This is a genomic window from Agrobacterium sp. D14 (genome assembly GCF_001526505.1).
Classification (GTDB): Bacteria; Pseudomonadota; Alphaproteobacteria; order Rhizobiales; family Rhizobiaceae; genus Agrobacterium; species Agrobacterium leguminum.
Window position 1 is genome coordinate 361,824 of sequence record NZ_ASXX01000001.1, and the last position, 24,523, is coordinate 386,346.

23 protein-coding genes are annotated in these 24,523 nt (G+C 60.3%); 15 read left to right on the plus strand and 8 right to left on the minus strand.

Translation table 11 applies throughout. The features are described from left to right. Nucleotides 1-5: 5 nt before the first annotated feature. From L901_RS01765 to L901_RS01830, 14 genes are all read left to right on the plus strand, one after another. Nucleotides 6-749: an isoprenyl transferase gene (locus L901_RS01765; RefSeq protein WP_059752791.1), complete on the plus strand. Its 744-nt coding sequence runs from the start codon at nucleotides 6-8 to the stop codon at nucleotides 747-749. Next, nucleotides 749-1,582, plus strand: a complete 834-nt coding sequence (locus L901_RS01770; protein ID WP_059752794.1) for a phosphatidate cytidylyltransferase — start codon at nucleotides 749-751, stop codon at nucleotides 1,580-1,582. The genes L901_RS01765 and L901_RS01770 overlap by 1 nt, the downstream gene beginning before the upstream one ends. A gap of 49 nt (nucleotides 1,583-1,631) precedes the next feature. Next, on the plus strand, nucleotides 1,632-2,753 hold the full coding sequence (gene rseP / locus L901_RS01775; RefSeq protein ID WP_003521404.1) for an RIP metalloprotease RseP: 1,122 nt from the start codon (nucleotides 1,632-1,634) through the stop codon (nucleotides 2,751-2,753). Nucleotides 2,754-2,952: 199 nt separating this feature from the next. After that, a complete protein-coding gene (bamA, locus tag L901_RS01780) occupies nucleotides 2,953-5,277 on the plus strand; it encodes an outer membrane protein assembly factor BamA (RefSeq protein WP_035260572.1) in 2,325 nt (774 codons plus the stop codon). Nucleotides 5,278-5,326: 49 nt separating this feature from the next. Further along, entirely contained in the window at nucleotides 5,327-6,394 is a 1,068-nt protein-coding gene (gene lpxD / locus L901_RS01785) for a UDP-3-O-(3-hydroxymyristoyl)glucosamine N-acyltransferase (RefSeq protein ID WP_003521402.1), read from the plus strand. Beyond that, entirely contained in the window at nucleotides 6,387-6,854 is a 468-nt protein-coding gene (gene fabZ / locus L901_RS01790; RefSeq protein WP_003521400.1) for a 3-hydroxyacyl-ACP dehydratase FabZ, read from the plus strand. The genes lpxD and fabZ overlap by 8 nt, the downstream gene beginning before the upstream one ends. Then, nucleotides 6,851-7,666, plus strand: coding sequence for an acyl-ACP--UDP-N-acetylglucosamine O-acyltransferase (gene lpxA, locus L901_RS01795; RefSeq protein ID WP_059752796.1), 816 nt, complete (start codon nucleotides 6,851-6,853; stop codon nucleotides 7,664-7,666). Before fabZ ends, lpxA begins: the two co-directional genes overlap by 4 nt. A 3-nt stretch (nucleotides 7,667-7,669) precedes the next feature. Beyond that, a complete protein-coding gene (locus tag L901_RS01800) occupies nucleotides 7,670-8,536 on the plus strand; it encodes an LpxI family protein (RefSeq protein ID WP_059752799.1) in 867 nt (288 codons plus the stop codon). Beyond that, nucleotides 8,533-9,717 carry a lipid-A-disaccharide synthase gene (gene lpxB, locus L901_RS01805; protein ID WP_059752802.1) on the plus strand — a complete coding sequence of 395 codons (1,185 nt, stop codon included), beginning with the start codon at nucleotides 8,533-8,535 and terminating at the stop codon, nucleotides 9,715-9,717. Before L901_RS01800 ends, lpxB begins: the two co-directional genes overlap by 4 nt. Nucleotides 9,718-9,880: 163 nt before the next feature. After that, entirely contained in the window at nucleotides 9,881-10,591 is a 711-nt protein-coding gene (locus tag L901_RS01810) for a GntR family transcriptional regulator (protein WP_059752804.1), read from the plus strand. A gap of 6 nt (nucleotides 10,592-10,597) precedes the next feature. Continuing rightward, nucleotides 10,598-11,383: a transporter substrate-binding domain-containing protein gene (locus tag L901_RS01815; RefSeq protein WP_059752807.1), complete on the plus strand. Its 786-nt coding sequence runs from the start codon at nucleotides 10,598-10,600 to the stop codon at nucleotides 11,381-11,383. Nucleotides 11,384-11,465: 82 nt separating this feature from the next. Beyond that, entirely contained in the window at nucleotides 11,466-12,137 is a 672-nt protein-coding gene (locus L901_RS01820; RefSeq protein WP_035261720.1) for an amino acid ABC transporter permease, read from the plus strand. Continuing rightward, on the plus strand, nucleotides 12,134-12,793 hold the full coding sequence (locus tag L901_RS01825) for an amino acid ABC transporter permease (RefSeq protein ID WP_059752809.1): 660 nt from the start codon (nucleotides 12,134-12,136) through the stop codon (nucleotides 12,791-12,793). The genes L901_RS01820 and L901_RS01825 overlap by 4 nt, the downstream gene beginning before the upstream one ends. Beyond that, nucleotides 12,771-13,505 (plus strand): amino acid ABC transporter ATP-binding protein, encoded by a 735-nt coding sequence (locus L901_RS01830; protein ID WP_035217484.1) that lies wholly within the window; start codon nucleotides 12,771-12,773, stop codon nucleotides 13,503-13,505. Before L901_RS01825 ends, L901_RS01830 begins: the two co-directional genes overlap by 23 nt. Nucleotides 13,506-13,581: 76 nt before the next feature. On the opposite strand, the gene gltA is transcribed toward L901_RS01830, so the two are convergent. Beyond that, nucleotides 13,582-14,871, minus strand: a complete 1,290-nt coding sequence (gltA, locus tag L901_RS01835; RefSeq protein WP_003502585.1) for a citrate synthase — start codon at nucleotides 14,869-14,871, stop codon at nucleotides 13,582-13,584. Between the two features lie 307 nt (nucleotides 14,872-15,178). Between gltA and L901_RS01840 the strand changes: the two genes are divergently transcribed. Then, the gene (locus L901_RS01840; RefSeq protein ID WP_059752812.1) at nucleotides 15,179-17,608 is read left to right on the plus strand and encodes a ComEC/Rec2 family competence protein; all 2,430 of its coding nucleotides are present in this window, start codon (nucleotides 15,179-15,181) and stop codon (nucleotides 17,606-17,608) included. Between the two features lie 20 nt (nucleotides 17,609-17,628). Here L901_RS01840 and L901_RS01845 read toward each other — a convergent pair whose 3' ends face one another. From L901_RS01845 to L901_RS01875, 7 genes are all read right to left on the minus strand, one after another. Further along, a complete protein-coding gene (locus L901_RS01845) occupies nucleotides 17,629-18,306 on the minus strand; it encodes a glutathione S-transferase family protein (protein ID WP_059752815.1) in 678 nt (225 codons plus the stop codon). A 274-nt stretch (nucleotides 18,307-18,580) separates the two neighbouring features. Beyond that, nucleotides 18,581-19,303, minus strand: a complete 723-nt coding sequence (gene lexA / locus L901_RS01850; protein ID WP_003521385.1) for a transcriptional repressor LexA — start codon at nucleotides 19,301-19,303, stop codon at nucleotides 18,581-18,583. A 248-nt stretch (nucleotides 19,304-19,551) separates the two neighbouring features. Then, complete coding sequence (locus L901_RS01855; protein WP_059752818.1) at nucleotides 19,552-20,811, minus strand: TRAP transporter large permease subunit; 1,260 nt, start codon at nucleotides 20,809-20,811, stop codon at nucleotides 19,552-19,554. Further along, a complete protein-coding gene (locus L901_RS01860; protein WP_059752821.1) occupies nucleotides 20,808-21,341 on the minus strand; it encodes a TRAP transporter small permease in 534 nt (177 codons plus the stop codon). The genes L901_RS01855 and L901_RS01860 overlap by 4 nt, the downstream gene beginning before the upstream one ends. Nucleotides 21,342-21,461: 120 nt before the next feature. Then, complete coding sequence (locus tag L901_RS01865; RefSeq protein ID WP_059752824.1) at nucleotides 21,462-22,469, minus strand: TRAP transporter substrate-binding protein; 1,008 nt, start codon at nucleotides 22,467-22,469, stop codon at nucleotides 21,462-21,464. A 121-nt stretch (nucleotides 22,470-22,590) separates the two neighbouring features. Beyond that, nucleotides 22,591-23,622, minus strand: a complete 1,032-nt coding sequence (locus tag L901_RS01870) for a transketolase family protein (protein WP_059752827.1) — start codon at nucleotides 23,620-23,622, stop codon at nucleotides 22,591-22,593. Further along, on the minus strand, nucleotides 23,619-24,491 hold the full coding sequence (locus L901_RS01875) for a transketolase (RefSeq protein ID WP_059752830.1): 873 nt from the start codon (nucleotides 24,489-24,491) through the stop codon (nucleotides 23,619-23,621). Before L901_RS01875 ends, L901_RS01870 begins: the two co-directional genes overlap by 4 nt. Nucleotides 24,492-24,523 lie beyond the last annotated feature (32 nt).

The window sequence follows — 24,523 nt, forward strand, 5'->3', positions numbered from 1 at the left end:
TCGATATGCCGACGACGACACGTTCCTCCATACCCGAGCACGTCGCCATCATCATGGATGGCAATGGACGCTGGGCAAAGCAGCGCGGTCTTCCGCGCGTGATGGGGCATCGCCGCGGTGTGGAGGCCGTGCGCGAGACCGTGCGCGCGGCCGGCGATTGCGGAATACGCTATCTCACGCTCTTTGCCTTCTCGTCGGAAAACTGGCGCAGACCCGAATCCGAGGTGAGCGATCTGATGGGGCTTTTGAAAGCCTTCATCCGGCGTGATCTTGCGGAACTGCACCGCGAAAATGTCCGTGTGCGGATCATCGGCGACCGGCAGGGGCTGAAGCACGACATACGTTCTCTCCTCGAAGAGGCGGAGCAGATGACGGCGGACAATACCAAGCTGACGCTGGTCATCGCCTTCAACTACGGAAGCCGCGACGAGATTGCGCGTGCGACGGCGGCGATTGCGCGCGATGTCGCCGAAGGCAGGATTAATGCCGAATCCATTACGCCGGAGATGATTTCGGCCAGACTCGACACGTCGGGGATGCCCGATCCGGATCTCATCATCCGCACCAGCGGCGAAGAGCGCCTGTCGAACTTCCTGCTCTGGCAGGCCGCTTATTCCGAGTTCCTGTTCGTTCCCGAATATTGGCCGGACTTCGATCGCCAGCGATTCTTCTCCGCAATCGAGCAATATGCAACGCGTGACCGCCGCTTCGGTGCACTCACCGAGCAGGTTGCCGTGGCAGGCGCCTGATGAGCCGTGAACTCAGACTGCGGATCGTGTCCGCAATCGTCATGGCGGCGGTCATTCTGGCCGCGACCTGGTATGGCGGCATTCTGTTCCGCATCGTCGCGGGCCTTCTGGCGATCCTTATCTATTATGAATGGTCGACGATTACCCGGCTGTCGGAGACCAATTCGACCGGCAATGCCTGGGGCTGGTTCGCGGTCGCCGTCATCGCCGGCAACACGATATTCGGCGAATCCTCGCTCGATCTGCCGCTCTTATCCGGTTTCACGCTGACGGCGGCGCTATTCCCAATTTTGCGCGGCAGAAACTGGTGGCTGGTGGGCGGCATTTTTTATGCGGGCCTGAGCGGCATATCGCTGGCAGCCATCCGTGGTGACGAGCTGACCGGCTTCGTGTCCATCCTGTTTATCTTCGCCGTTGTCTGGTCGACGGATATTCTCGCCTATTTCGTCGGACGCGCCATTGGCGGGCCGAAGCTTGCGCCTTCGATCTCGCCCGGCAAGACCTGGTCCGGCGCGATCGGCGGGGCGGTAGCGGCCGTGATCGGCGGCGGCGCGGTGTCCATGGCCTATCACGGCAGGATCAGCGTGCTGGTGCTGGGGCTCGCCCTTATCCTCTCGGTGTTCAGCCAGGTCGGCGATCTCTTCGAATCCTTCGTGAAGCGGCGTTTCCAGGTCAAGGATTCCAGTCATCTCATTCCGGGCCATGGCGGCTTCATGGACCGTGTCGACGGTCTTGTTTTCGCCTGCTTTACGGTATTCCTCATTGCTTTCGTGCATGCGGCGGCAACCGGCGACGTGCCCGGATCGGGCGGCGGTCTGTTGCCGGGTTTCTGAGCGGCGCGAAAGGTCACGACACAAAGGGCAGATTGTCATGAACACAGTAATGGCGGCGACCGGCTTTCTGACCGGCTATATCGTGCCCTTCATCCTGGTGCTGTCGCTGCTCGTTTTTGTCCATGAAATGGGCCATTATCTGGTCGGTCGCTGGTGCGGCATCCGCTCCACGGCATTCTCCATCGGCTTCGGCCCGGAGCTGATCGGTTTCACCGACAAGCGCGGCACGCGATGGAAGATTTCCGCGATACCTCTCGGCGGTTACGTCAAGTTCTTCGGCGATGAGGATGCGGCGAGCAAGCCGGATAGTTCCGGCCTGTCGCATATGTCGCTGGAGGAGAGGGCGCAGACGCTTTCCGGTGCAAAGCTGTGGAAAAGAGCGGCCACGGTTGCCGCGGGCCCGATCGCCAATTTCATTCTCGCCATTCTCATCTTCGCGGTGCTCTTCGGTATCTATGGCCGGATGATCGCCGATCCGGTCGTGGCGGAAGTCCGTGAAAACAGCGCGGCTGCCGCCGCGGGCGTGCAGCCCGGTGACCGGCTCATCGCGATCGATGGCGAAAAAGTGATGACCTTCGAGGATGTCCGCCGTTACGTCGGCATCCGGCCGGGCACGCCGATCACGGTGACGGTCGAAAGGGCGGGCGAGGAGCTGAAGCTGCCGATGGTCCCGACCCGCACCGAAACCACAGACCAGTTCGGCAACAAGCTGGAAATGGGCATTATCGGTATCGTCACCGACCAGACCAGCGGCAACTTCCGCCACATCGAATATTCGCCGTCCGAGGCGCTGGTCGAAGGCGTGCGCGAAACGGGCCACGTCATCACCGGCACATTCAACTATATCGGCAATCTCGTGACAGGGCGCATGAACGCCGATCAGCTTGGCGGTCCGGTGCGTGTGGCGCAGGCCTCCGGCCAGATGGCGACGCTCGGCATTTCCGCCGTTATCCAGCTTGCCGCCGTTCTTTCCGTCTCCATCGGTCTTTTGAACCTGATGCCTGTGCCGGTTCTGGACGGCGGGCATCTGGTGTTCTACGCCATCGAGGCCATTCGCGGCAGGCCGCTCGGCGCGGGCGCGCAGGAAGTCGCGTTCCGTATCGGGATGATGATGATTTTGGGTCTTATGGTTTTTGCAACATGGAATGATATCAGCAGCTTGATCGGCTGAGGATTGTGTTTTAACGGTTTTGTTAGTTATTTGTTTACCTTGTTTTTATGCCGAAGTGGCGAATGAGCCACTCTGGAGCACGAAGTAAACAGAATTTAACGTTCGCGCTTGCTTGTAGGGGAAAAGCAGGTAAAACGACGCACATGGCCGGAGTCGGGTTCCGCCCGCTGAGGGACAACGTAAAAAGGTAAGAATTGAAATGAAGGCTGGTTCAAGATTTTTGAACGCTGTGTCGGCGGTTGCTCTGTCTGCCGGTGTTGCTTCGGTTGCGGGCCTTGGCGTGCTTGCCTCTGCTGGCGCTGCAAATGCGGCCGTCATCAGCAGGATCGATGTTCGCGGGGCCGACCGGTCCGGTGCGGACTCCGTGCGTTCCAACATCACCATTGCGCCGGGTAAGAACTTTTCCAATTCGGACATCGATGAATCGGTGAAGCGTCTTTACGCCACCGGTTATTTCTCGAATGTTTCCATGCGCGTTTCCGGCAGCACGCTGGTCGTGACCGTCAATGAGAACCAGCTCGTCAACCAGGTGGTCTTCAACGGTAACCGCAAGATCAAGGACGACAAGCTCGCCGGCGTTGTGCAGACCCAGTCCCTCGGCCCGTTCAATCAGGCCATCGTGACGGCGGATATCGCCCGCATCAAGGAAGCCTATGCCGCCATCGGCCGTAGCGATGTTGAAGTCACCACGCAGACCGTTTCCGTCGGTCAGGGCCGTGTGAACATTGCTTTCGTCATCAATGAAGGCGAGCGCACGAAGATCGGCCGTATCGATTTCGTCGGCAACAATGCCTATAGCGATGGTCGTCTGGCCGCCGTCATCAACACCAAGAAGTCCAACATGCTGTCATTCCTGACGCGTAAGGACGTCTATAACGAGGACAAGCTGCGCGCCGACGAAGAGGCGCTGCGCCAGTTCTACTACAACCGCGGTTATGCCGACTTCCGTGTCGTGTCCTCCGAGGCTGTGCTGGACGAGTCCAAGAACGAATACACTATCTCCATCACGGTCGATGAAGGTCAGCGTTACAACTTCGGCAACGTCGCGGTCGAATCGACCGTTCCGGGCGTCGACGGTTCGGAGCTTCAGGGTCTCGTGGAAACCCACCAGGGCGGAAGCTACAGCGCCAAGGAAGTTCAGCAGAGCATGGAAGCGATTTCCAAGCGCGTGGCCGGCGAAGGTTATCCCTTTGCCCGCGTAACGCCGCGCGGCGACCGCGATATGGCTGGCAACACCATCGGTGTGACCTATATCGTCGACCAGGGCGAGCGCGCCTATGTCGAGCGTATCGAAATCCGCGGCAACACCCGTACGCGTGACTATGTCATTCGTCGCGAGTTCGATATTTCCGAAGGCGATGCGTTCAACCAGACGGTCATCACGGCTGCAAAGCGCCGTCTCGAAGCGCTCGGCTATTTCTCGAAGGTCAATATTTCGACCGCCGGCGGCAGCGCGCCTGACCGCGTCGTCATCGTTGTCGACGTAGAAGATCAGTCGACGGGTTCGTTCGGTATCGGCGCCGGCTATTCGCAGAACGACGGTGTGCTGCTCGAAGCCTCCATCGAAGAGAAGAACTTCCTCGGCCGTGGCCAGTACATCCGTCTCGCCGCCGGTGCGGGTGAAGACGATGCGCGCAGCTATACGCTGTCCTTCACGGAACCCTATTTCCTCGGCTACCGTCTTGCAGCGGGTTTCGACCTGTTCAAGAGCCAGAGCCGCAGCGAAGACTATTATGACTACGACGAGCAGGGCTTCTCGCTGCGCGTGACCGCGCCGATCACCGAAGACCTCTCGACGACGTTCAAGTACACCTACAAGCAGATCAATTATGATGGTGAGGGCGACTGGGAAACCGGTAGCAACCTTGCCGAGCCTTACAAGGACCTGATCCGTGGCGGTGACTGGACGCAGTCCATCATTTCGAACACGCTGAACTACAATACGCTCGACGACCGCAACATGCCGCGCGAAGGCTGGCAGGCTGCTCTGACGAACGAATTTGCAGGTCTCGGCGGCGATTCCGAATATTACAAGATTTACGCCAAGGCTCGCTTCTTCTACACGCTTTCCGATGAGTACGATGTCATCGGCTCGCTCACCGGCCAGGCCGGTCACGTGATGCCGACGGGCGACAATCTACTGGTATTCGATCAGTTCAAGTTCGGCGGCCGTCAGGTTCGCGGCTTCAAGAACGATGGTATCGGTCCGCGCATCGGTTCCGACTCCATCGGCGGCACGACCTATTTCGCCGCTTCTGCTGAAGTCACGGCTCCGATGCCTGGCGTTCCGGAAGATTTCGGCCTGCGCCTCGCTGGCTTCGTGGATGCCGGCACGCTCTATGGCAACAAGGTTGCCAACAGCGCCGGTGTGAAGGACGACAACTCCATCCGCGCATCCGCCGGTATCGGCGTGATGTGGGCGTCGCCCTTCGGTCCGATCCGCGTCGACTACGCCGTGCCTTTCGCCAAGGAAGACTACGACGAGGAACAGCGTTTCCGGTTTGGCATGTCCAACACTTTCTGATATCGGCAGTCCAGAACTGCAACTTTGAACGTTCTGGAGTTTCCGGCTGATGGAATACAACGCCTTTTTTCCGCCCCACGAGGGACTGCGATTGAAAGATATCGCAGACCGTTTTGGGGCGGAACTGTCTGATGACGCGGCGGGAGAGCGGATCATTCGGTCCGTTGCGCCGGTCTACCGGGCAAAACCCGATCAGCTCTGCTATATTCTTTCGCGCAAGAACCGCGATGAGCTGCAGACCTGCGACGCTGGCGCCGTCATTTGTGACGCCGCACTTGTAGACATGCTTCCGTCTCACACCCCTGCGCTGATATCGAAAAACCCGCACACACTTTTTGCGCAGGTTGGTGCCTTGTTGCATCCTTCCGCCATGCGTCCGGGTCCGATCGCGCGGATGGAAGCTGAAATTTCCCATGCTGCGCATGTTGATCCATCCGCGAAGCTGGAGGCGGGCGTCATCGTCGAGTCTCTCGCCGTGATTGGAGCTGGCGCCCATATCGGCGCTGGCACTCGGATCGGTCCCGGCGTCATCATCGGGCAGGATGTGCAGATCGGGCGCGATTGCACCATTGCCGGCGGAGCAAGCGTTCTTGCAGCCCTCATCGGTAATAATGTGATTATCCATAACGGCGCGCGCATCGGTCAGGACGGTTTCGGTTATGCGCCCGGTCCGCGCGGCATGTTGAAGATCGTGCAGATCGGCCGGGTCATCATTCAGGACAATGTCGAGATTGGCGCGAACACCACGATCGATCGCGGCACCATGGATGACACGGTCATCGGCGAAGGCACCAAGATCGACAATCAGGTCCAGATCGGCCACAACGTCCGCATCGGCCGCCATTGCGGCATCGTCAGCAAGGTCGGCATTGCGGGCAGCACCCGCATCGGCGACGGCGTGATGATTGGCGGCGCGGCTGGTATCAATGGCCATATCAACATTGGCGACGGCGTACAGATCGCGGCGATGAGCGGTGTTGTGGCGGACGTGCCGGCAGGCGCCCGTTATGGCGGCACGCCCGCGCGTCCGATGAAATATTTCCTGCGCGACATGGCCGAAATTCTGGCGCGCGCTGAAGGGCGTGATAAAAAAACAGGAGAGAAAAACAATGACTGAAGAAACGAAGACGGCGCTCGGCGCGGCTGACATTCTGGAAGTCATGAAGCTTCTGCCGCATCGTTACCCATTCCTGCTGATCGACAAGATCATCGAGATCGACGGTAACAACTCGGCGATTGGCATCAAGAACGTGACGGTCAACGAACCGCATTTCACCGGTCACTTCCCGGACCGGCCGATCATGCCGGGCGTTCTGATCGTCGAGGCCATGGCTCAGACGGCGGGTGCGATCTGCGCTCGCAGCCAGGGCGAGGGCGGTCATCTGGTCTACTTCATGACAATCGACAATGCGCGTTTCCGTAAGCCCGTGATCCCCGGCGATCGTCTGGAAATCCATGTCGTCAAGCAGCGTCAGCGCGGCAATGTCTTTAAATTCCATTGCGAAGCGAAGGTGGACGGCGCGCTGGTGGCGGAGGCCGATGTCGGCGCCATGATGATCCCCGAGGATCAGCAATGAGCACGATTGCCGCCTCGGCCAGAATTCACCCGAGCGCCGTGATCGAAGACGGTGCGGTGATCGGTGAAAACGTCGTCATCGGTGCGCTGAGCTATGTCGGCGCGAAAGTCACGCTGCATGACGGTGTCCAGCTGCACAATCACGCCGTTGTTTCCGGCCTGACCGTCATCGGCCGTGGTTCGGTTGTCCATCCCATGGCGGTCATCGGCGGGACGCCGCAGGCAATTCGCCACGACGGTTCGGAAACGACCCTCGAGATCGGTGAGCGCTGCATCATGCGTGAAGGCGTGACGATGAACGCCGGCAGTTCCGATGGCAGCAGCAAGACCATTATCGGTGACGATAATCTCTTCCTCGCCAATTCGCATGTGGCGCATGATTGCCGCCTCGGCAGCCACATCGTGCTTTCCAACAATGTCATGCTGGCGGGTCATGTCACCATTGAGGACCGCGCTATTCTCGGCGGTGGCTGTGCAGTGCACCAGTTCACCCGCATCGGCCGCCAGGCCTTCATCGGCGGACTTTCGGCTGTCAATTACGATGTCATTCCCTATGGCATGCTGAATGGCAATCCCGGCATCCTCGGCGGCCTGAACGTCGTCGGCATGACCCGTGCCGGCATCGAGCGCGCCGATATCCATAAGGTCAGACGCGTCTACAAGGCGATTTTCGAGGCCGAAGGCACGATCCGCGGCAATGCGGCGGCCATCGACCGTAACGACTATCTGGATTGCCCACAGGCGCTTGAAGTCATCGATTTCATCGGTGCGGATAGCGACCGCGCGATCTCTTCGCCCAACCGGGGCAAGTGAGCCGTGACAGGCGGCGGGCGTCTCGCCATTGTGGCCGGAAGCGGCCAGCTGCCGCTTTATGTGGCGGCCGCCGCCCGTGAGATGGGCGAGAACCCTTTCATCGTGCGGTTGCGCGATGATTCCCGTTTCGACTGGAGTGGTTTCGATAATGCCGTCATCAGTGTCGGCGATGTCGCCGGGCTTGGCCGTCTGCTGCGCGAAAACCGGGTAGACCGCGTCGTGCTATCCGGTGGTGTGGCGCGGCGGCCGGAATGGCGCGAGATCCGCCCCACGCTTGGCATCCTGCTCAAATTGCCGTCCATTGTGAGGACGCTGCTGTCGAGCGGCGATGACGCCGTTCTGCAGATGGTCATTAAAATCATCGGCACGCTCGGCGCAAAAGTCATCGGCGCTCACGAGATCGCCCCCGGCCTGCTGGCCGCGATAGGCCCTTTCGGTACGCAAAAACCTGCCGAGGATGATCTGCGCGATATACGCAAGGCAGCTGAGGCCGCGCTTGCACTCGGCAAGCTCGATGTGGGGCAGGGCGCCGTCGCCGTCGGTGGCCGCATCGTCGCGCTAGAAGGCGTCGAGGGCACGGATGCCATGCTGGCGCGCGTTGCGGCATTGCGAGCCGAAGGACGGATATCCCCGCGCCGCAGGGGTGTGCTCGTAAAGCTCTGCAAGCCGCAGCAGGATGTGCGCGCCGACCTGCCGACAATCGGTGTGGAAACGGTGGAGAATGCGCGAAAAGCCGGGCTGGCGGGCATCGCCGTCGAAGCCGGGCGGGCGCTGGTGCTCGATCGCGAGGCGATGTTGAAAGCGGCCGATGAGGCGGGCATATTCGTCTGCGGCATCGATACATCACTTGGCGGAGATATGATCGGATGACGGCGGCATTAAAAGTGGCGGTCATAGCCGGGGAAGTATCCGGCGATCTTCTGGGTGCGGATCTGATCCGCTCGCTTAAGGCCCAATATGCGGGGCCTGTCGAGCTGGTCGGGGTCGGCGGCGAAGCGCTGGAAGCGCAGGGACTGGTTTCCCTGTTCGACTATTCCGAACTCTCCATCATGGGCTTCACGCAGGTTCTGAAAAAACTGCCGAAGCTGATTGCGCGGATCAACCAGACCGCTCAGGCAATCGCCGCCACAAAGCCCGATATTCTGCTGATTATCGACAGCCCGGATTTCACCCATCGCGTTGCGAAAAAAGTCCGGCAGCAATTGCCGCATCTGCCGGTCGTCAATTACGTCTGCCCCAGCGTCTGGGCGTGGAAGGAATATCGCGCCACCGCGATGCTCTCCTATGTCGATCACGTGCTGGCTCTGCTGCCCTTCGAGCCGGAAGCCATGCAACGTCTCGGCGGTCCGCCGACAACTTTTGTCGGTCATCGCCTCAGCGTCGACCCCGATGTGCTGGCAGTGCGCCAGAAGCGGGCGGAACGTTCTCTGACGGCAGATGGCGAACCGAAGACCATTCTCCTCCTGCCAGGGTCGCGTTCCACGGAGACGACGCGGCTGATGGAGCCGTTTCAGGCGGCGGCAAGAGCTTTTGTCGAGCGCAACGGTCCGACGCGGTTCCTGTTGCCCACCGTGCCGCGTCAGGAAAAACGCATCCGCGAACTGGCGGCGTCATGGCCGGAGGATATCAGGCCCGAAATAGGTATCGATTCCGCTTTCAAATGGAATGCATTTGCTGAAGCCGATGCGGCGATTGCCGCTTCCGGCACGGTCATTCTGGAACTCGCGCTAGCGGGCGTACCGACGATCTCGGTCTACAAGACCGATTGGATTTTCACCATGCTGAGCAAGCGGGTGAAGACCTGGACAGGGGCTCTGCCGAACCTGATTGCCGATTACGCCGTCGTGCCGGAATATTTCAACGAGGTGGTAAGGGCAGGTTCGATGCTGCGCTGGGCAGAGCGTCTGTCTTCCGACACCACCGAGCGGCGGGCGATGCTCGAAGGTTATGCACTCGTGCAGCAGCGTTTGCACACGGATGTGCCTCCGGGCGAAACCGGCGCGCGCATTCTTCTCGATGTCCTGAAGAGCAAAGCTCGTCCCTCACAATAACCATATAGGCTCTCGCTCCCACGGGCTGCCGTCCTGCTGCCGATGCAGGCAGGCGAGGGCGCGATTTTACTGCATTTGATCGTTAGTGCGGCAAACGGCTGACCATCGGATGGCTCCCGGCCCATAAATTTCCGTCTGGCACACCTCTTGCTTTCAATCTTGTATGCAAGATAGCCATACATCAGAAAGCGCCCAGAGCGCGGTAGAAGACGCCATCATCTCAGGCATTCTTTCCGCCCGCATCCGTCCGGGAACCCGCCTCAGCGAGAACCAGCTCGCCAGCCTTTTCAGCGTGTCGCGCACGCGCATTCGCGAAGCGATGATGCGGCTGGAGACGCGCGGCATAGTCACCGTCAGCCCGCGCCGGGGCTGGTTCGTGGTGGAGCCCTCTGCCGAAGAATCCATCAAGGTCTATGAGGCGCGGCGCATCATCGAATATGGGCTCTTGCGCAATCTTTCCGGTGTCAGCCCGGAAGGCATCGCCATCCTCGCCGATCATCTCGATGAGGAGAAGGCGGCGATTGCCAAAGGCGACCGCCAGCGCCTGACCTGCCTGATGGGCGATTTCCACATCCGCATCGCCGAAATCGCCGGCAACGACATCATCGTCGAAACGCTGCGCGACCTGACGGCCAGAACCATTCTCATTTCTATGCTCTATCAGTCCGATTTCCATGCGCAGCAATCGCATGACGGACATTGCCGCATCTTCGAGGCGATCAAGGCGACCGATTTTCACGCCGCCGCCGAACTCGCCATCCGCCATCTCGACGAAGTCGAAACCGGTCTCGATCTCACCCGCAGGCCGGACCCGCTCTACGAGCTTCGCAACTCCCTTTCATTGCAGCCTCTTTCCCCAAGCCCCAAGGAGTAATTCCCAATGTTTTCCAGACGTTCATTGCTTGCCATTGCCGCGATTTCCGCAACCCTTGGTTTTTCGCCCGCAGCCTTTGCCGATGCGCTCGGTGATATCACCTCCCGCGGCACGATCCGCGTTGCCGTCCCGCAGGATTTCCCGCCCTTCGGCAGCGTCGGCACGGATATGGCCCCGCAGGGCTATGATATCGACGTCGCCAATCTGATCGGCGAGAAGCTGGGCGTGAAGGTCGAACTCGTACCGGTGACCAGCGCCAACCGCGTTCCCTATCTGCAGACCAACAAGGTCGATCTCGTCATTTCGAGCCTCGGCAAGAACCCGGACCGTGAAAAGGTCATCGACTTCTCCACCGCCTATGCGCCTTTCTTCAACGGCGTGTTCGCTCCGGATTCGGTTGCCGTCACCAAGGCGGAAGATTTGTCCGGCAAGACCATCGGTGTCACCCGTGGCGCGGTCGAGGATCTGGAACTGACGAAGGTGGCGCCTGCCGATACGACCATCAAGCGTTATGAGGACAATAACGGCACGATCTCCGCCTTCCTCGCCGGCCAGGTGGAGGCCGTGGCCACGGGCAACGTCGTGGCCGCCGCCATTCTCGCCAAGAACCCGCCAAAGCGCCCCGAACTGAAGTTCCTGATCAAGAATTCGCCCTGCTATATCGGCCTGAACAAGGAACAGCCGGCGCTGCTGGAGAAGGTCAACGCCATCATCGCCACCGCAAAGACCGATGGTTCGCTGAACACGATCGCGCAGAAATGGCTGAAAACCGACCTGCCTAAGGATCTCTGAGCAACCCGGCAAAATGCATGCGCCGGCCTTGCCTTGAGGCGGGACCGGCGCATGGTTTGTCCTCGCCGAAAGGAAGCATCGGGTGAAATACACATTCGATTTTGGATGGCTTCTCGACTATTATCCGCAGATCGCCAAAGGCATCGCAGTTACGCTGGAATTGATTGCCATCGGCGGCGTTCTCGGCATCGCCCTCGGCATCGTCTGCGCCTGGGTGCGTGCGCTCGGGCCCAAATGGCTGCGGCCGCCGGTCGCGACCTATGTGGAGCTCATTCGCAATACGCCATTCCTCATACAATTGTTTTTTATCTTTTTCGGCCTGCCATCGCTTGGCCTGCAATTGTCGGAACTGACCGCCGCCAATATCGCCATGGTTGTCAATCTCGGGGCCTATAGCTGCGAAATCATCCGCGCCGGCATCCAGGCGACGCCGAAGGGGCAGTTCGAGGCGGGGGCAAGCCTTGCCATGACCCGTTTCGAGACCTTCCGGCATGTGGTTCTGGTTCCCTCACTACAACGCATCTGGCCCGCTCTTTCATCGCAGGTGGTGATCGTCATGCTCGGCTCGTCGGTCGTCTCGCAGATCGCCGCCGAGGATTTGACCTTCGCCGCCAATTTCATCCAGTCGCGTACCTTCCGCGCCTTCGAAGCTTATATGGTCTCCACCGTCATTTATCTCGTGCTGGCCATCCTTCTCCGGCAGGTGCTTGTCATGGGCGGCAACCTCATCTTTCCGCGCAGGAGCGTCCGATGATCGAATTCTCCACCTGGGATATTCTCAGAAACCTGCTGCTCGCCACGCGCTGGACCGTGCTGCTGTCGCTCGTCTCCTTCGTCGGCGGCGGCATGGTGGCGCTGCTTTTGCTGTTCATGCGCATTTCCCGAAAAAAATCGATGCGGGTTTTTGCGCGCTATTATGTCGAGCTTTTTCAGGGCACGCCGCTTTTGATGCAGCTCTTCATCGCCTTTTTCGGCCTCGGCCTGTTCGGCATCGATGTGCCGGCCTGGCTGGCGGCGGGTTTGACGCTGATCCTGTGGGCAGCGGCCTTCCTCACCGAAATCTGGCGCGGCTGCGTGGAATCCGTCGCCAAGGGCCAATGGGAGGCATCGGCGAGCCTTGCCATGGGACGCCTGCAGCAGATGCGTTATGTCATCCTGCCGCAGGCCATGCGGGTCGCCATTCCGCCGACCGTCGGTTTCTTCGTGCAGGTCATCAAGGGAACGGCCGTGACCTCGATCATCGGTTTCGTGGAACTGTCCAAGGCCGGCACGGTCGTCACCAACGCCACCTTCCAGCCCTTCACCGTTTATGGCCTCGTCGCCCTCATCTATTTCGCGCTGTGCTGGCCTCTGTCGAAGAGCAGCCAGATCCTCGAAAGGAAGCTCAATGTCGCTCATCGAAATCACTGAAGTCCGCAAAAGCTATGGCAGCAACGAGGTTCTGAAGGGCATCAACCTCGATGTGGAGCCGGGCGAGGTCATCGCCATCATCGGCAAGAGCGGATCGGGAAAATCGACCCTGCTTCGCTGCATCAACGGGCTGGAGACGATTTCGGCCGGTTCCATATCGGTCGCCGGCGCGCAGCTTCTCGAAGACGATCTGCATCTCAAAGCCCTGCGGCTGAAGGTCGGCATGATCTTCCAGCAGTTCAATCTTTTCCCGCACCAGACCGTCGGCGGCAACGTCATGCTGTCGCAGACCGTGGTGAAGAAGACCCCAAAGCCGGAAGCCGAAGCCGTTGCCCGCAAGATGCTGGAACGGGTCGGGCTGGCGCATAAATTCGACGCCTATCCCGACGAATTGTCCGGCGGCCAGCAGCAGCGCGTCGCCATTGCCCGTGCACTCGCCATGCAGCCGATCGCGCTGCTGTGCGATGAGATCACCTCGGCGCTCGATCCCGAACTGGTGGCGGAAGTGCTGGCCGTGGTGCGGGAACTCGCCGCCGAGGGCATGACGCTCCTGATGGTGACGCATGAAATGAAATTTGCGCGCGACGTCTGCTCCCGCGTCGTCTTCATGCATGAGGGCAGGGTGCATGAAATTGGCCCGCCGGAAGAGGTGTTCTCCAATCCCGCGACACCCGAACTCAAGCAGTTCCTGGGCGTTGCTGCACGCCATTGAGCACCGTTCGGATGCCCAACAAAAAAGGCCGGCGGGTGAAAACCTGCCGGCCTTTGATCTTATAGGGTTTCGCGGCTTAGCGCTTGGAAACCGGAACGTAGTCGCGCTTGCCGGCGCCCGTATAGAGCTGGCGCGGACGGCCGATGCGCTGCTGCGGATCTTCGATCATTTCGTTCCACTGTGCGATCCAGCCGACGGTGCGGGCAAGAGCGAAGAGAACGGTGAACATGGTCGTGGGGAAGCCGAGCGCCTTCAGCGTGATGCCCGAATAGAAGTCGACATTCGGGTAAAGCTTCTTTTCGACGAAGTAGGGGTCGGAAAGGGCGATCTTTTCCAGTTCCAGCGCGACCTGCATGATCGGATCGTCAGAGTTGCCGGTGGCTTCCAGCACTTCGTACATCGTCTTCTGCATGATCTTGGCGCGCGGGTCGTAGTTCTTGTAGACGCGGTGGCCAAAGCCCATCAGGCGGAACGGGTCGTTCTTGTCCTTGGCGCGGGCGATATATTCCGGAATACGGTCAACCGTGCCGATTTCGTTGAGCATGTTGAGCGCCGCTTCGTTGGCGCCGCCATGAGCCGGGCCCCAGAGGCAGGCAATGCCAGCCGCGATACAGGCGAAGGGGTTCGCACCCGACGAACCTGCAAGACGCACCGTGGAGGTGGAGGCGTTCTGCTCGTGATCGGCATGCAGGATGAAGATGCGGTCCATGGCGCGGGCCAGAACCGGATCGACCTTGTAATCCTCGCAGGGCACGGCAAAGCACATGTGCAGGAAGTTGGAGGCGTAATCGAGATCGTTCTTCGGGTAAACGAAGGGCTGGCCGATATGGTACTTGTAGGCCATGGCGGCGATCGTTGGCATCTTGGCGATCATGCGCAGCGAAGCGACCATGCGCTGGTGCGGATCGGTAATGTCGGTCGAGTCGTGATAGAAGGCAGAGAGGGCGCCGACCGTGCCGCACATGACGGCCATCGGATGCGCATCGCGGCGGTAGCCGGTGAAGAAGCGGCTCATCTGCTCATGCACCATGGTGTGGCGCGTGACGCGGGTGTCGAAGTCCTTCTTCTGAGCCGCGGTCGGCAGTTCGCCGTAAAGCAGCAGATAGCAGGTTTCCAGGAAGTCGCCCTGTTCGGCGAGCTGCTCGATGGGGAAGCCACGATGCAGGAGAACGCCCTCGTCACCGTCGATATAGGTGATCTTGGATTCGCAGGAGGCCGTCGACGTGAAACCCGGGTCGTAAGTGAAAGAGCCCGTGTGCTTGTACAGCGTGGCGATATCGACGACGCTTGGTCCGATCGTGCCCTCCCTGACCGGGAGTTCGACCTGTTTTTCGCCAAGTGTCACTGTAGCGCTTTTTTCCGTCATACTGATCCTCCGAAAACATGCGGGTGGGGGCGTTGAGACACGCCCCGCGGTTAAGCGTCTACCGATTAGCTATATGATCCTTGCGCAGATGCCAAGCTATCCAAAGGTCAAATTGTGCATTGCGGCAAACGCAATTGCTTTGCTTTCGTCTTTCCCAGCGATGGCAATTCAATCTCAGTCAACGCAGGGTTAAAGGAAAGGATTGCAATCCCTCGCATCCGCCTGCAAACCTGTTCCCGGTGCGGCAGGGGCGCGGCGCGGATTGCTCGGTCAAGGGGAAAAACAGCATTTCAGACATGCCGAAACGATGCAGGGCGATTTGCCCGGCACGGCGGAAATCCTTTATCCGCTTCGCAGAACCGGCGATGTCGCGACATATGATACGCCCGCCCTTGTCGGTAAGCCGAACCTGCGAGCTATCGCCTCTCAAAAAATCGCCGCATGCTTTGCCGAGGAGCGCGCATTCGGCCACGATTTTCTTTTCGTTCCGGTCTTCATCGGCTGCGGCGCGATCCTCTGGTTTTCCCTCAACACCTCGCCTTCATTCTCCGTTCTGGCGATTACATGTTTCATCGCCGCCGGTCTGGCGTTCTTCGCGAAATATCGCTCGGGCTTCGCAGCGACGGCCTACGGCCTTTTCGCGCTGCTTTTGCTGGGCATGCTTTTCGCCGGGGTCGAAACATGGCGTGCGGGAACGGTGGTGCTGGATACGCCCGTCACCACCACCATTACCGGCACGGTGACCCGCCGCGAGGTGGATGCGCGCGGGGACTGGCGATATGTGGTGCAACTAACCACGACGGAAGCGCCGGCATTGTCACGCCCGCCAGAGAAGGTCTCGCTCCTGTCACGCGGGGGAGGCGAGCCCGCCGCACTCGGCGCGACCATTCGTGGCAAGGCGCGACTTTCGCCGCCATCCGGCCCGGCCTTGCCGGGGCTCAACGATTTCGCCTTCGCCTCCTATTTCAGAGGCATAGGCGCGACCGGATTCTTCTATAAGCCGCCACAGACGGTAACTCCGCCCGGCATTGACGCGAAGACGGACTGGCTGGAATGGGCCGACATGCGGCTCTATGGCCTTCGCACCGCCATTGCCGAGCGCATCCGCAACACCATCGGCGGCGATGCCGGCGCTTTTGCCGCCTCCATCGTCACCGATGAGAGACAGGCCATATCCGCCGAAACGATGGAAGCGTTACGGCTTTCCGGCCTTGCCCATATCGTCGCCATATCCGGGCTCAACATGGCGCTGGCGTCGGGCATATTCTTCGTGGGGTTGAGGCTTGCCTTCAGCCTTTTTCCGGCATTTGCGCAGCGCTGGCCCGTGAAGAAGATTTCGGCTTTCGCCGCGCTCTTGATGACGCTTGCCTATTACCTGATTTCAGGTTTTGCCGTTTCCGCCGAACGCGCCTGGCTGATGATGTCGGTGATGCTGATCGCGGTGCTGTTCGATCAACCCTCGCTCAGCCTCAGGAATGTTGCGCTTTCCGCTTTGGTCATTCTCGCTTTTTCGCCCTCGGAAATCATGGGCCCAAGCTTTCAGATGTCTTTTGCCGCGACCATCGCGCTCGTCGCCTCCTATGCCGCCTGGAGCCGCTGGCGTATCGATCGCGAGCGTTTGTTCATCGGGCGCAAACCGGCATGGATGACGGTGGCGCAAACGGTGGGCACCATCATCGGCGGCGTCATCACGACGTCGCTGATCGGCGGCCTTTCGACGGCGATCTATTCGGTCGAGCATTTTCAGCGTGTGACCACCTATGGACTTTTCGCCAATCTGGCCGCCATGCCGCTGATGTCGCTGATTGTCATGCCTTTCGGCCTCGTCGCCATGCTGCTGATGCCTTTCGGGCTAGACGCGCCATTCCTGAAAGTCATGGGATACGGCATGGCCCTCGTCATCGAGGTGGCGCAGGAAGTGGCGTCCTGGGGCGGAAGCGCTGCGACGGGCCGGCCGCACGGGTGGTTTCTGGGGCTCGCCTCGGCTGGCTTTCTGCTGCTGACTTTGCTGCGCAGCCGGCTTGCGCTTCTGGGCATGCCGCTTCTGTTCCTCGCCTTCGGCCTGTCGTCCGCCACGGCCTATCGCGATCCGCCCGACCTGCTTGTTCACGAGGATGGCGAGCTGGTGGCATTGCTGGAGGACGGCAAAGCCTACACGACGAAGGCTCAGCCGCAGGGTTTCGTTTATGGCCAATGGCAAAGGGCGCTGCTTTTGCCGGAACAGCCTGTGCCGCCGGTCTTTCTAAAGACCGAGGCCACGGCAAAAACCGTGGCTTTGACCCCCAAGGCGAAGCTTGATCCGCAAGAGATGAGCGCGGTTGCACGGCAGATGACGGCAGCCCTGAGAGACACCGAGCCCGGTGTTTTCACCTGCAGCAAAGGCACATGGTGCGTGGCGCGCGCGGGAAGCGGCGAATGGATCATCGTTCTGGAAGACGGCCGCTTTGCCGGAAAGGCTTGCGATATTGCCGATATCGTTATCGTCTCCCGCAGAACGTCCTTCTCCCAATGTCGCTCGGGCGCACTTCTGCTGAACCGCGATATCCTGCGGCGGATCGGTTCGCTGGAAATGGACTTCGCCGGCAGCGATCAGGCAGGGGTGGTTGGCAGGCTGCGCGCGGCAATCGCCGGCATGGACAGGCCCTGGAGCGAACATCGCTATTACGACTGGAAAAGCGGCCGTTTCGATCACGACGTGCCTGATGCCGTCATGCGGTTGCTGGCGGCATCGCAATAGAGCGCCGCCAGCATGGACCGTCATGCCTTGATGCGCAGATCCGCAGTCAATTCGCCGATCCCGCTAATTTCCTCTTCATGCGCCGCATCGCGCCAGACTTCCTTCAGCCCGGCCTCGTACCATTCGCGCATGGCGGGAAGGGCGAGCAGCCGGTCGCAATAGGCTTTCGCCGCAGGGGAAAGTTCCGCGCCATAAGTCTGGAAACGAAATGCCACAGGGCAGAAGAAGGCATCGACCGCCGTGAATTTCTGGCCGGCAAGAAAAGGCCCGCCGAATTTCGCGAGGCCTTCGCTCCACAGCGTATCGATGCGCTTTATATCGGCCGCAAGCCCGGTATCGCCACCCTTCGGTTTTACGCGAATGCCGACCGACATCGGGTAGAGATTGCGCAGCGAGGAAAAGCCCGCATGCATTTCGCTCGCCGCCGACCGTGACCAGGCCCTTGCCTGCTTGTCGCTCGCCCAGACGCCCTGATGTCTTTCCGCCAGATATTCGGCGATCGACAGCGATTCCCAAACCGTCACGCCCTCATCGACAAGGCAGGGCACCTTGCCGGTCGGCGAGAAGGTGGAGAAGGAAACGCCTTCGCCGAAGGGAACGAGTTTTTCATCGAAGGCGATGCCGAGCGTGCGCATCAATACCCAGGGCCGCAGCGACCATGAGGAATAGTTCTTGTTGGCGATATAAAGATCGTACATGACGTGTTTCCCCGATATGACGCGCATTTCTATACCGGCGGAGGGCCCCTGGAATATTGCAAATAATCCATGGCTCCCATAAGCCGCGTTGATGAATGGGAAGGTGAGGGTAGGGCGAAAGAAGCAAACCCGCGTCACCGCCCGGAGACGAGAACGAAACGCACCCTCTCTTTACTTCCGCAGAGCCACTCTGTTCCAGGGAACAAGCCAAGATGCCTCAAAGGGAGCGTCATCTTCTCGATGACGCCCCTGGCGAAAAAAGGCGGGCTGCCAATTAATGGTAGCGGCGGATCAGACCAACCAGCTTGCCCTGGATTTTCACCCGGTCCGGTCCGAAAATGCGGGTCTCATAGGCGGGATTGGCCGCTTCCAGAGCGATGGAGGCTCCCTTGCGGCGGAAACGCTTCAGGGTCGCTTCTTCATCATCCACCAGTGCTACGACGATATCGCCCGGATTGGCCGTATTGCCGTTGCGGATGATGACGGTATCGCCATCAAAAATGCCGGCCTCGATCATCGAGTCGCCCTTGACCTCAAGAGCGTAATGTTCGCCCGAGCCGAGCATGTCGACCGGTACGGCCACATCATGGGTGTTGTTCTGGATGGCGGAAATCGGCACACCGGCGGCGATGCGGCCCATGACCGGCACGGTGACGGCGCCGCCGAGATCATTGGCCGGCGCCTTGGGGGCCGGGGCCGGCTCCGGCGTCTTCGGCTTGCCGAGGCTGCCTTCGATGACGCTCGGCGAGAAGCCGCGCTGCGGCCTTGCACCCGGCGTATAGGCCTCAGGCAATTTGATGACTTCCAGCGCCCGCGCCCTGTTAGGTAGCCGGCGAATAAAGCCGCGCTCCTCGAGTGCGGTGATCAGCCGGTGGATGCCGGATTTGGAGGCAAGATCGAGTGCGTCCTTCATTTCATCGAAGGAGGGCGGCACGCCGGACTCTTTCATTCTTTCATGAATGAAGAGAAGCAATTCCTGCTGTTTGCGCGTGAGCATGAGGAAAACACCCTTGAGAATCGTCGTTGAAGTCGCGAAACAAATACAGAACGAACACTATATGTTCCATATGTGTTCCGCAATCCCCTAAAATTTCGTGAAGGGTGCATCGCAGATCGTGATTTGATCGTCGAAACCATGAACAAAGCAGATTGAACGATGTAAGCGGCACATCTTGAATACTAAAACCACCGGCCGGGGAGACCCGGCCGGTGGTTTTTGGCTGCCGATTTGTTGCGGGCCTTATGTCAGTAGATCGTGAGCGCGGGAATGAAGCTGACCGCGATGAGAAGCAGCATCGCCATGGTGAAGAACGGCCACAATTCCCTCGTCGTCGCGCCGAGCGGCGCTCTGGCTATGGAGGACGAGATGAAGAGCGTGGTGCCGATCGGTGGCGTATAGAGCCCGATACCGAGGTTGATGACCATCATCATGCCGAGCTGCACCCGGTCGAGCCCGATCATATCCGCAAGCGGCACGAAGATCGGTCCGAGCAGCAGGATCGACGGCGGCAGATCGAGCGGCATGCCGATGATCAGCATCAGGATGTTCATCATGAGAATGATCAGGATCGGGTTGGAGATATTCTCGGCTACCCAGGTGGCGAAATGCTGCGGCGCCTGATCGAAGGTGAGCACCCAGCCCACCGCCGCGCTGCCCATGATGACCAACATGACGACGCCGGTTGCGGAGCCAGCCTCGACGAAATTGTCGCAGAAACGCTTCCACGTCAGATCGCGATAAAAGAAGATGCTGAGCACGAGCGAATAAACGACGGAAAGAACGGCCACTTCGGTCGGCGTTGCAAAGCCGAAGCGCAGGCCGAGGATGATCAGGATCGGCAGAAGGATCGCCGGCAGGCTGCGGAATGCAAGTAGCGCCAGATCGCGCTTGCGAATGCGTTCGTCACGCACCGCATAGCCACGCCGCACGGCAATGGCCCAGCAGACGAAGATGAAACCGACGGCCATGAGCAGGCCCGGCAGAATGCCGGCGATGAACAGATTGGCGATGCTGACGCCGCTGACCAGCGAATAGAGGATCATCGGGATCGACGGCGGAATGAGCACGTCGATGACAGCCGAGGTGGCATTATTGGCCGCACAGAGGGGAGCGGGGTAACCTTGGCGCTTCTGCCATGGAATGAGCACCGAGCCGAGTGCGCTCGCATTGGCGACCGCCGAGCCGGAAACGCCGCCGAACACGACCGAGGAAATGACGGTGGTGGAAAGCGGGCCGCCGCGCCAGCGCTGCATGGCCTTGGAGGCGAGTTCGAGAAGCTGGGTTCCGAGTTTGCCGCCGAGCATCAGTGTGCCCGCGAGCATGAAGAACGGCAGCGCCAGCATCGGGAAAGACTGCGTCTGGTCGTAAACCTGCTGCGCCACGATCGAAAGCGGCACATAACCGTTCCACAGCACGGCGACGCCGGCAGAGATGATCAGCGCATAGCCGACCGGAACCGCAATCATCATGAGAATACAAAATGCAATGATCATCACGATGGTCATAGCGGTATCTCCTCGGTTGCACCGTGCGGGCGGGCATGCCAGCCGCCGGAGAGAATGCGCAGGCTCGCGGTTGCGGTCGTGACCGAGACCAGTGCTGCGCCGAAGGCGATGGAATAATATCCGATACTGTTGGGCAGCTGCAGCACAGGGCTGATTTCCGCGCCGGCGATCTCGGCGACGACAAGCGCCTGCTGCGCGAGAATGACGAAGCTTGCGACCGTCACGAGATTGGCGAACAGCAGAACGGCCACCTTGCCGCGTTCGTCGAACTTGTCATAAATCCATTCAACCGCCATATGCGCGCCGCTCTGCGCGGCAAGGGTAATGCCGGCGACGATGAACCATGGAAACAGCATGGTCGGCAGTTCTTCCGCAAAATCCAGCCCGCCGGATGTCGATAGATAGCGGACGATGACGTTTGCGGTCATGATGACCGTGAGCAGAATGCCGGTTGCCACGATGATGATGCGGCAGAGGATGGCGATGAAACTGTCAACGCGATTGGCGGCGGACAAGGCTCCTTCGAGCATTGGCGCATCTCCTGAAAACTGAAACCGTATGAATGTCGGCGTGAGTGAGGCTCCCGCCGATCCTGTCGGTGGACATGAAGGCGAGGCCGGGCGGCATGAACCGGCCCGGCATCCTGATCGTCAGCCCTTGGCGGCCTTTTCCAGCTCGGCGACGAAATCGCCGAAGGGCTTCTGCTTCCATGTCTCCAGCACCTGCGCGGTCGCTTTCGCGAAAGCGGCGTGGTCGATGTCTTCCACCACCTCGATGGCGGCATTGGCCTTGAAGGCGGCCAGAGACGCGCTTGCCTTTTCCGCCGAAAGTTTGCGCTGAAGCGCTCCGGCCTCCTTCGCAGCCGCCTTGACCGCCTCGAAATCCTTGCCCAGCCGCCCCTCGGCGAATTTGGACATCAGGAACGGGGTGGACTCCCATTTATGGGCGGTGAGGCTGATATGTTTGTTGACCTCGTAAAGCTTGGAGCTTTCGATATTTACGAGCGGATTTTCCTGCCCGTCCACCACGCCCTGCTGAAGCGCGATGTAGAGTTCGCCGAAGGCGATCTGAACCGTCGCCGCATCCAGCGCCTTGAAAATATCCATGGTCATCGGGTCGGCGGGGGTACGGATTTTCAGGCCCGCGACGTCCTGCGGCTTGGTGATGGCGTGTTTGGAGTTGGAGACATGGCGGATGCCGTTGTCCCACCAGTCGAGCGGCACGATGCCGACCTTCTGGAAGCGCGCATCGAGCGATGCGCCGACATCGCCCTCTAGCACCTTGATCGCCTGATCGGCGTTGCTGAACAGGAAAGGCAGGCCGAGCGCCGCAAGTTCAGGAACAACGCTCGAAACCGGACCCTGGCTGTTGGCGGTGAAATCCAGCGCCCCGGTGCGCAGGCTGGTCAGCATGGCGGCGTCGCTGCCAAGCGTTTCCGAACCGGCGACATTGATCGCCACGCGGCCTTCGGTTTTCTGGGCAACGAGTTCCGCGAATTTCGCGGCCGCGAGCGTGCGCGGATTGCCCGGCGCAGCCCCGTGGCCGAGCGTCAGCGTCGTGGCGGCCCGGGCGTTGCGGGCCGTCGTCAGAATGGCCGGCGCCGCCAGTGCCAGTCCGGTACCGGTCAGGAACATACGCCTGTTGATGGAAATACTCATTTTTCTCCTCCCTGGATTTAAACACCCTCGGCGTTGTCCGAACACGCGGATAACGCGCTCCACTCCCTTGAAACCGCCGGCTCCCTCCGGCTGATTCCGCACCATGTCTGAGCTTCAGCCTTTAGACCGAACCGCGCGGTACTTCAAAACTTTCATTCTCCAGCCACGCCCTTGCGCGCGCCACGATCATCGCCGTCGAGATGCCGTAGCGGTCATGCAGGGTGGGCAGCGCACCTGCATCCAGAAAGGCGTCGGGCAGGGCGATCTGCCGCAGGCGCGGCGCACGGCCGCTTTTCATCAGCGCCATTGCCACAGCCTCTCCAAGCCCGCCGATTTCGCTGTGGTTTTCCGCCACGATGACCAGACGATCCGCCCGGTCCACTTCCGCGAAGATCGAGGCGGTATCGAGCGGCTTGATGGTGGGGGAATGCAGCACGGCGCAGCCGACGCGCTCCTTTTCAAGCAGGGCAGCCGCTTCGAGAACCCGCATCGTCAATATGCCGGACGATATGAAAAGGACCTGCGCACCATCGCGGATAAGCTTCGCCTTGCCGAGTTCGAACCGATAGCCATATTCTTCGAGCACCACCGGCACCTGGCCGCGCAGCAGGCGCATATAGACGGGGCCATTATAATCCGTAATCGCCGGCACAGCGCCTTCTATGTCGGTCGCATCGCATGGGTCGATGATCGTCATGTTCGGCAGCGCGCGAAAAATCGCCAGATCGTCGGTCGCCTGATGGCTGGGGCCGTAACCCGTCGTCAGGCCGGGCAGGGCGCAGACGATCTTCACCGGCAGGTTTTCCTCGGCAATTGCCATCGCGATGAAATCATAGGCGCGGCGGGCGGCAAAGACCGCATAGGTGGTCGCAAAGGGCACGAAACCTTCGCGCGCCAGACCGGCCGCAGTGCTCATCAAAAGCTGCTCTGCCATGCCCATCTGATAAAAGCGCTCGGGAAAGGCTTTGGCGAAAATATGCAGGTCGGTATATTTGCCGAGATCGGCGGTGAGGCCGACAATATCCTCGCGTTCCTTCGCCAGCTGAACGAGAGCGTGACCGAAGGGAGCAGGGCGTGTCGGCTGGCCTTCGGCGGCGATGGAGGCGATCATCGCCGATGTGGTGAGGCGCTTCTGCGGGGCTGCTGCACTCATTGCGGCCGTCCTTCTTCAAGGGCGTCGAGCGCCAGCTTCCATTCATGCGCTTCCACGCGAATGAAATGGGTGATTTCGCGGTTTTCGAGAAAGGGCACGCCGCGGCCCATCCGGGTATCGAAAATGATGGCGCGCGGCCTGTCATCGGTAAGTGACATGGCGATATCGAAGGCATCTCGAACCTTGTCGATATCGTTGCCGTCCACGCGCTGCACATGCCAGCCGAAGGCCGCGAATTTGGCGTCCACAGGTTCGGAGGACAGCATCTCGCGGGAAGGGCCGTCCGCCTGCTGATTGTTGAAATCCACAAGATTGATGAGATTGCCGAGCCTGTGATGGGATGCGCCCATGGCGGCTTCCCAGGTGGAGCCTTCGCCAAGCTCGCCATCCGACATCAGGTTGATGATGAACCGGTCGGAATTCTTGCGTTTGAGGCCAAGAGCCATGCCCACCGCAATACCAAGCCCATGGCCGAGCGATCCGCCGGTGATTTCCATGCCCGGCGTATAGGAGGCCATGCCGGACATGGGCAGGCGCGACCCGTCGCAGCCATAGGTCTCCAGCTCGTCTTCCGGGATAACGCCCGCCTCGATGAGCGCTGCGTAAAGTGCAATCGCATAATGGCCGATGGAGAGCAGAAACCGGTCGCGGCCTTCCCAGTGCGGATCGTCCGCCCGGTAACGCATGGTGTGAAACCAGGCCACCGCCAGAACATCGGCAATGCCGAGCGCCTGGCCGACATAACCCTGTCCCTGCACCTCACCCATCAAAAGGGCGTTGCGCCGGATGCGCCAGGCGCGTTCCGCCAGCGATACATTCGCCAGCGCCGCTTCCCCGGTTGCATCTGCGTGCCGATATCCCTGAGCCATGGTTTCCTCCTCCCGGTCAGAAAAATCGAAGC

Bases quoted from the DNA above. Each gene is read 5' to 3' on its own strand.
- L901_RS01765 (WP_059752791.1), top strand. From the start codon at position 6: ATGCCGACGACGACACGTTCCTCCATACCCGAGCACGTCGCCATCATC.
- L901_RS01770 (WP_059752794.1), top strand. From the start codon at position 749: ATGAGCCGTGAACTCAGACTGCGGATCGTGTCCGCAATCGTCATGGCG.
- rseP (WP_003521404.1), top strand. From the start codon at position 1,632: ATGGCGGCGACCGGCTTTCTGACCGGCTATATCGTGCCCTTCATCCTG.
- bamA (WP_035260572.1), top strand. From the start codon at position 2,953: ATGAAGGCTGGTTCAAGATTTTTGAACGCTGTGTCGGCGGTTGCTCTG.
- lpxD (WP_003521402.1), top strand. From the start codon at position 5,327: ATGGAATACAACGCCTTTTTTCCGCCCCACGAGGGACTGCGATTGAAA.
- fabZ (WP_003521400.1), top strand. From the start codon at position 6,387: ATGACTGAAGAAACGAAGACGGCGCTCGGCGCGGCTGACATTCTGGAA.
- lpxA (WP_059752796.1), top strand. From the start codon at position 6,851: ATGAGCACGATTGCCGCCTCGGCCAGAATTCACCCGAGCGCCGTGATC.
- lpxB (WP_059752802.1), top strand. From the start codon at position 8,533: ATGACGGCGGCATTAAAAGTGGCGGTCATAGCCGGGGAAGTATCCGGC.
- L901_RS01810 (WP_059752804.1), top strand. From the start codon at position 9,881: ATGCAAGATAGCCATACATCAGAAAGCGCCCAGAGCGCGGTAGAAGAC.
- L901_RS01815 (WP_059752807.1), top strand. From the start codon at position 10,598: ATGTTTTCCAGACGTTCATTGCTTGCCATTGCCGCGATTTCCGCAACC.
- L901_RS01825 (WP_059752809.1), top strand. From the start codon at position 12,134: ATGATCGAATTCTCCACCTGGGATATTCTCAGAAACCTGCTGCTCGCC.
- L901_RS01830 (WP_035217484.1), top strand. From the start codon at position 12,771: ATGTCGCTCATCGAAATCACTGAAGTCCGCAAAAGCTATGGCAGCAAC.
- gltA (WP_003502585.1), bottom strand. From the start codon at position 14,871: ATGACGGAAAAAAGCGCTACAGTGACACTTGGCGAAAAACAGGTCGAA.
- L901_RS01840 (WP_059752812.1), top strand. From the start codon at position 15,179: ATGCAGGGCGATTTGCCCGGCACGGCGGAAATCCTTTATCCGCTTCGC.
- L901_RS01845 (WP_059752815.1), bottom strand. From the start codon at position 18,306: ATGTACGATCTTTATATCGCCAACAAGAACTATTCCTCATGGTCGCTG.
- lexA (WP_003521385.1), bottom strand. From the start codon at position 19,303: ATGCTCACGCGCAAACAGCAGGAATTGCTTCTCTTCATTCATGAAAGA.
- L901_RS01855 (WP_059752818.1), bottom strand. From the start codon at position 20,811: ATGACCATCGTGATGATCATTGCATTTTGTATTCTCATGATGATTGCG.
- L901_RS01860 (WP_059752821.1), bottom strand. From the start codon at position 21,341: ATGCTCGAAGGAGCCTTGTCCGCCGCCAATCGCGTTGACAGTTTCATC.
- L901_RS01865 (WP_059752824.1), bottom strand. From the start codon at position 22,469: ATGAGTATTTCCATCAACAGGCGTATGTTCCTGACCGGTACCGGACTG.
- L901_RS01870 (WP_059752827.1), bottom strand. From the start codon at position 23,622: ATGAGTGCAGCAGCCCCGCAGAAGCGCCTCACCACATCGGCGATGATC.
- L901_RS01875 (WP_059752830.1), bottom strand. From the start codon at position 24,491: ATGGCTCAGGGATATCGGCACGCAGATGCAACCGGGGAAGCGGCGCTG.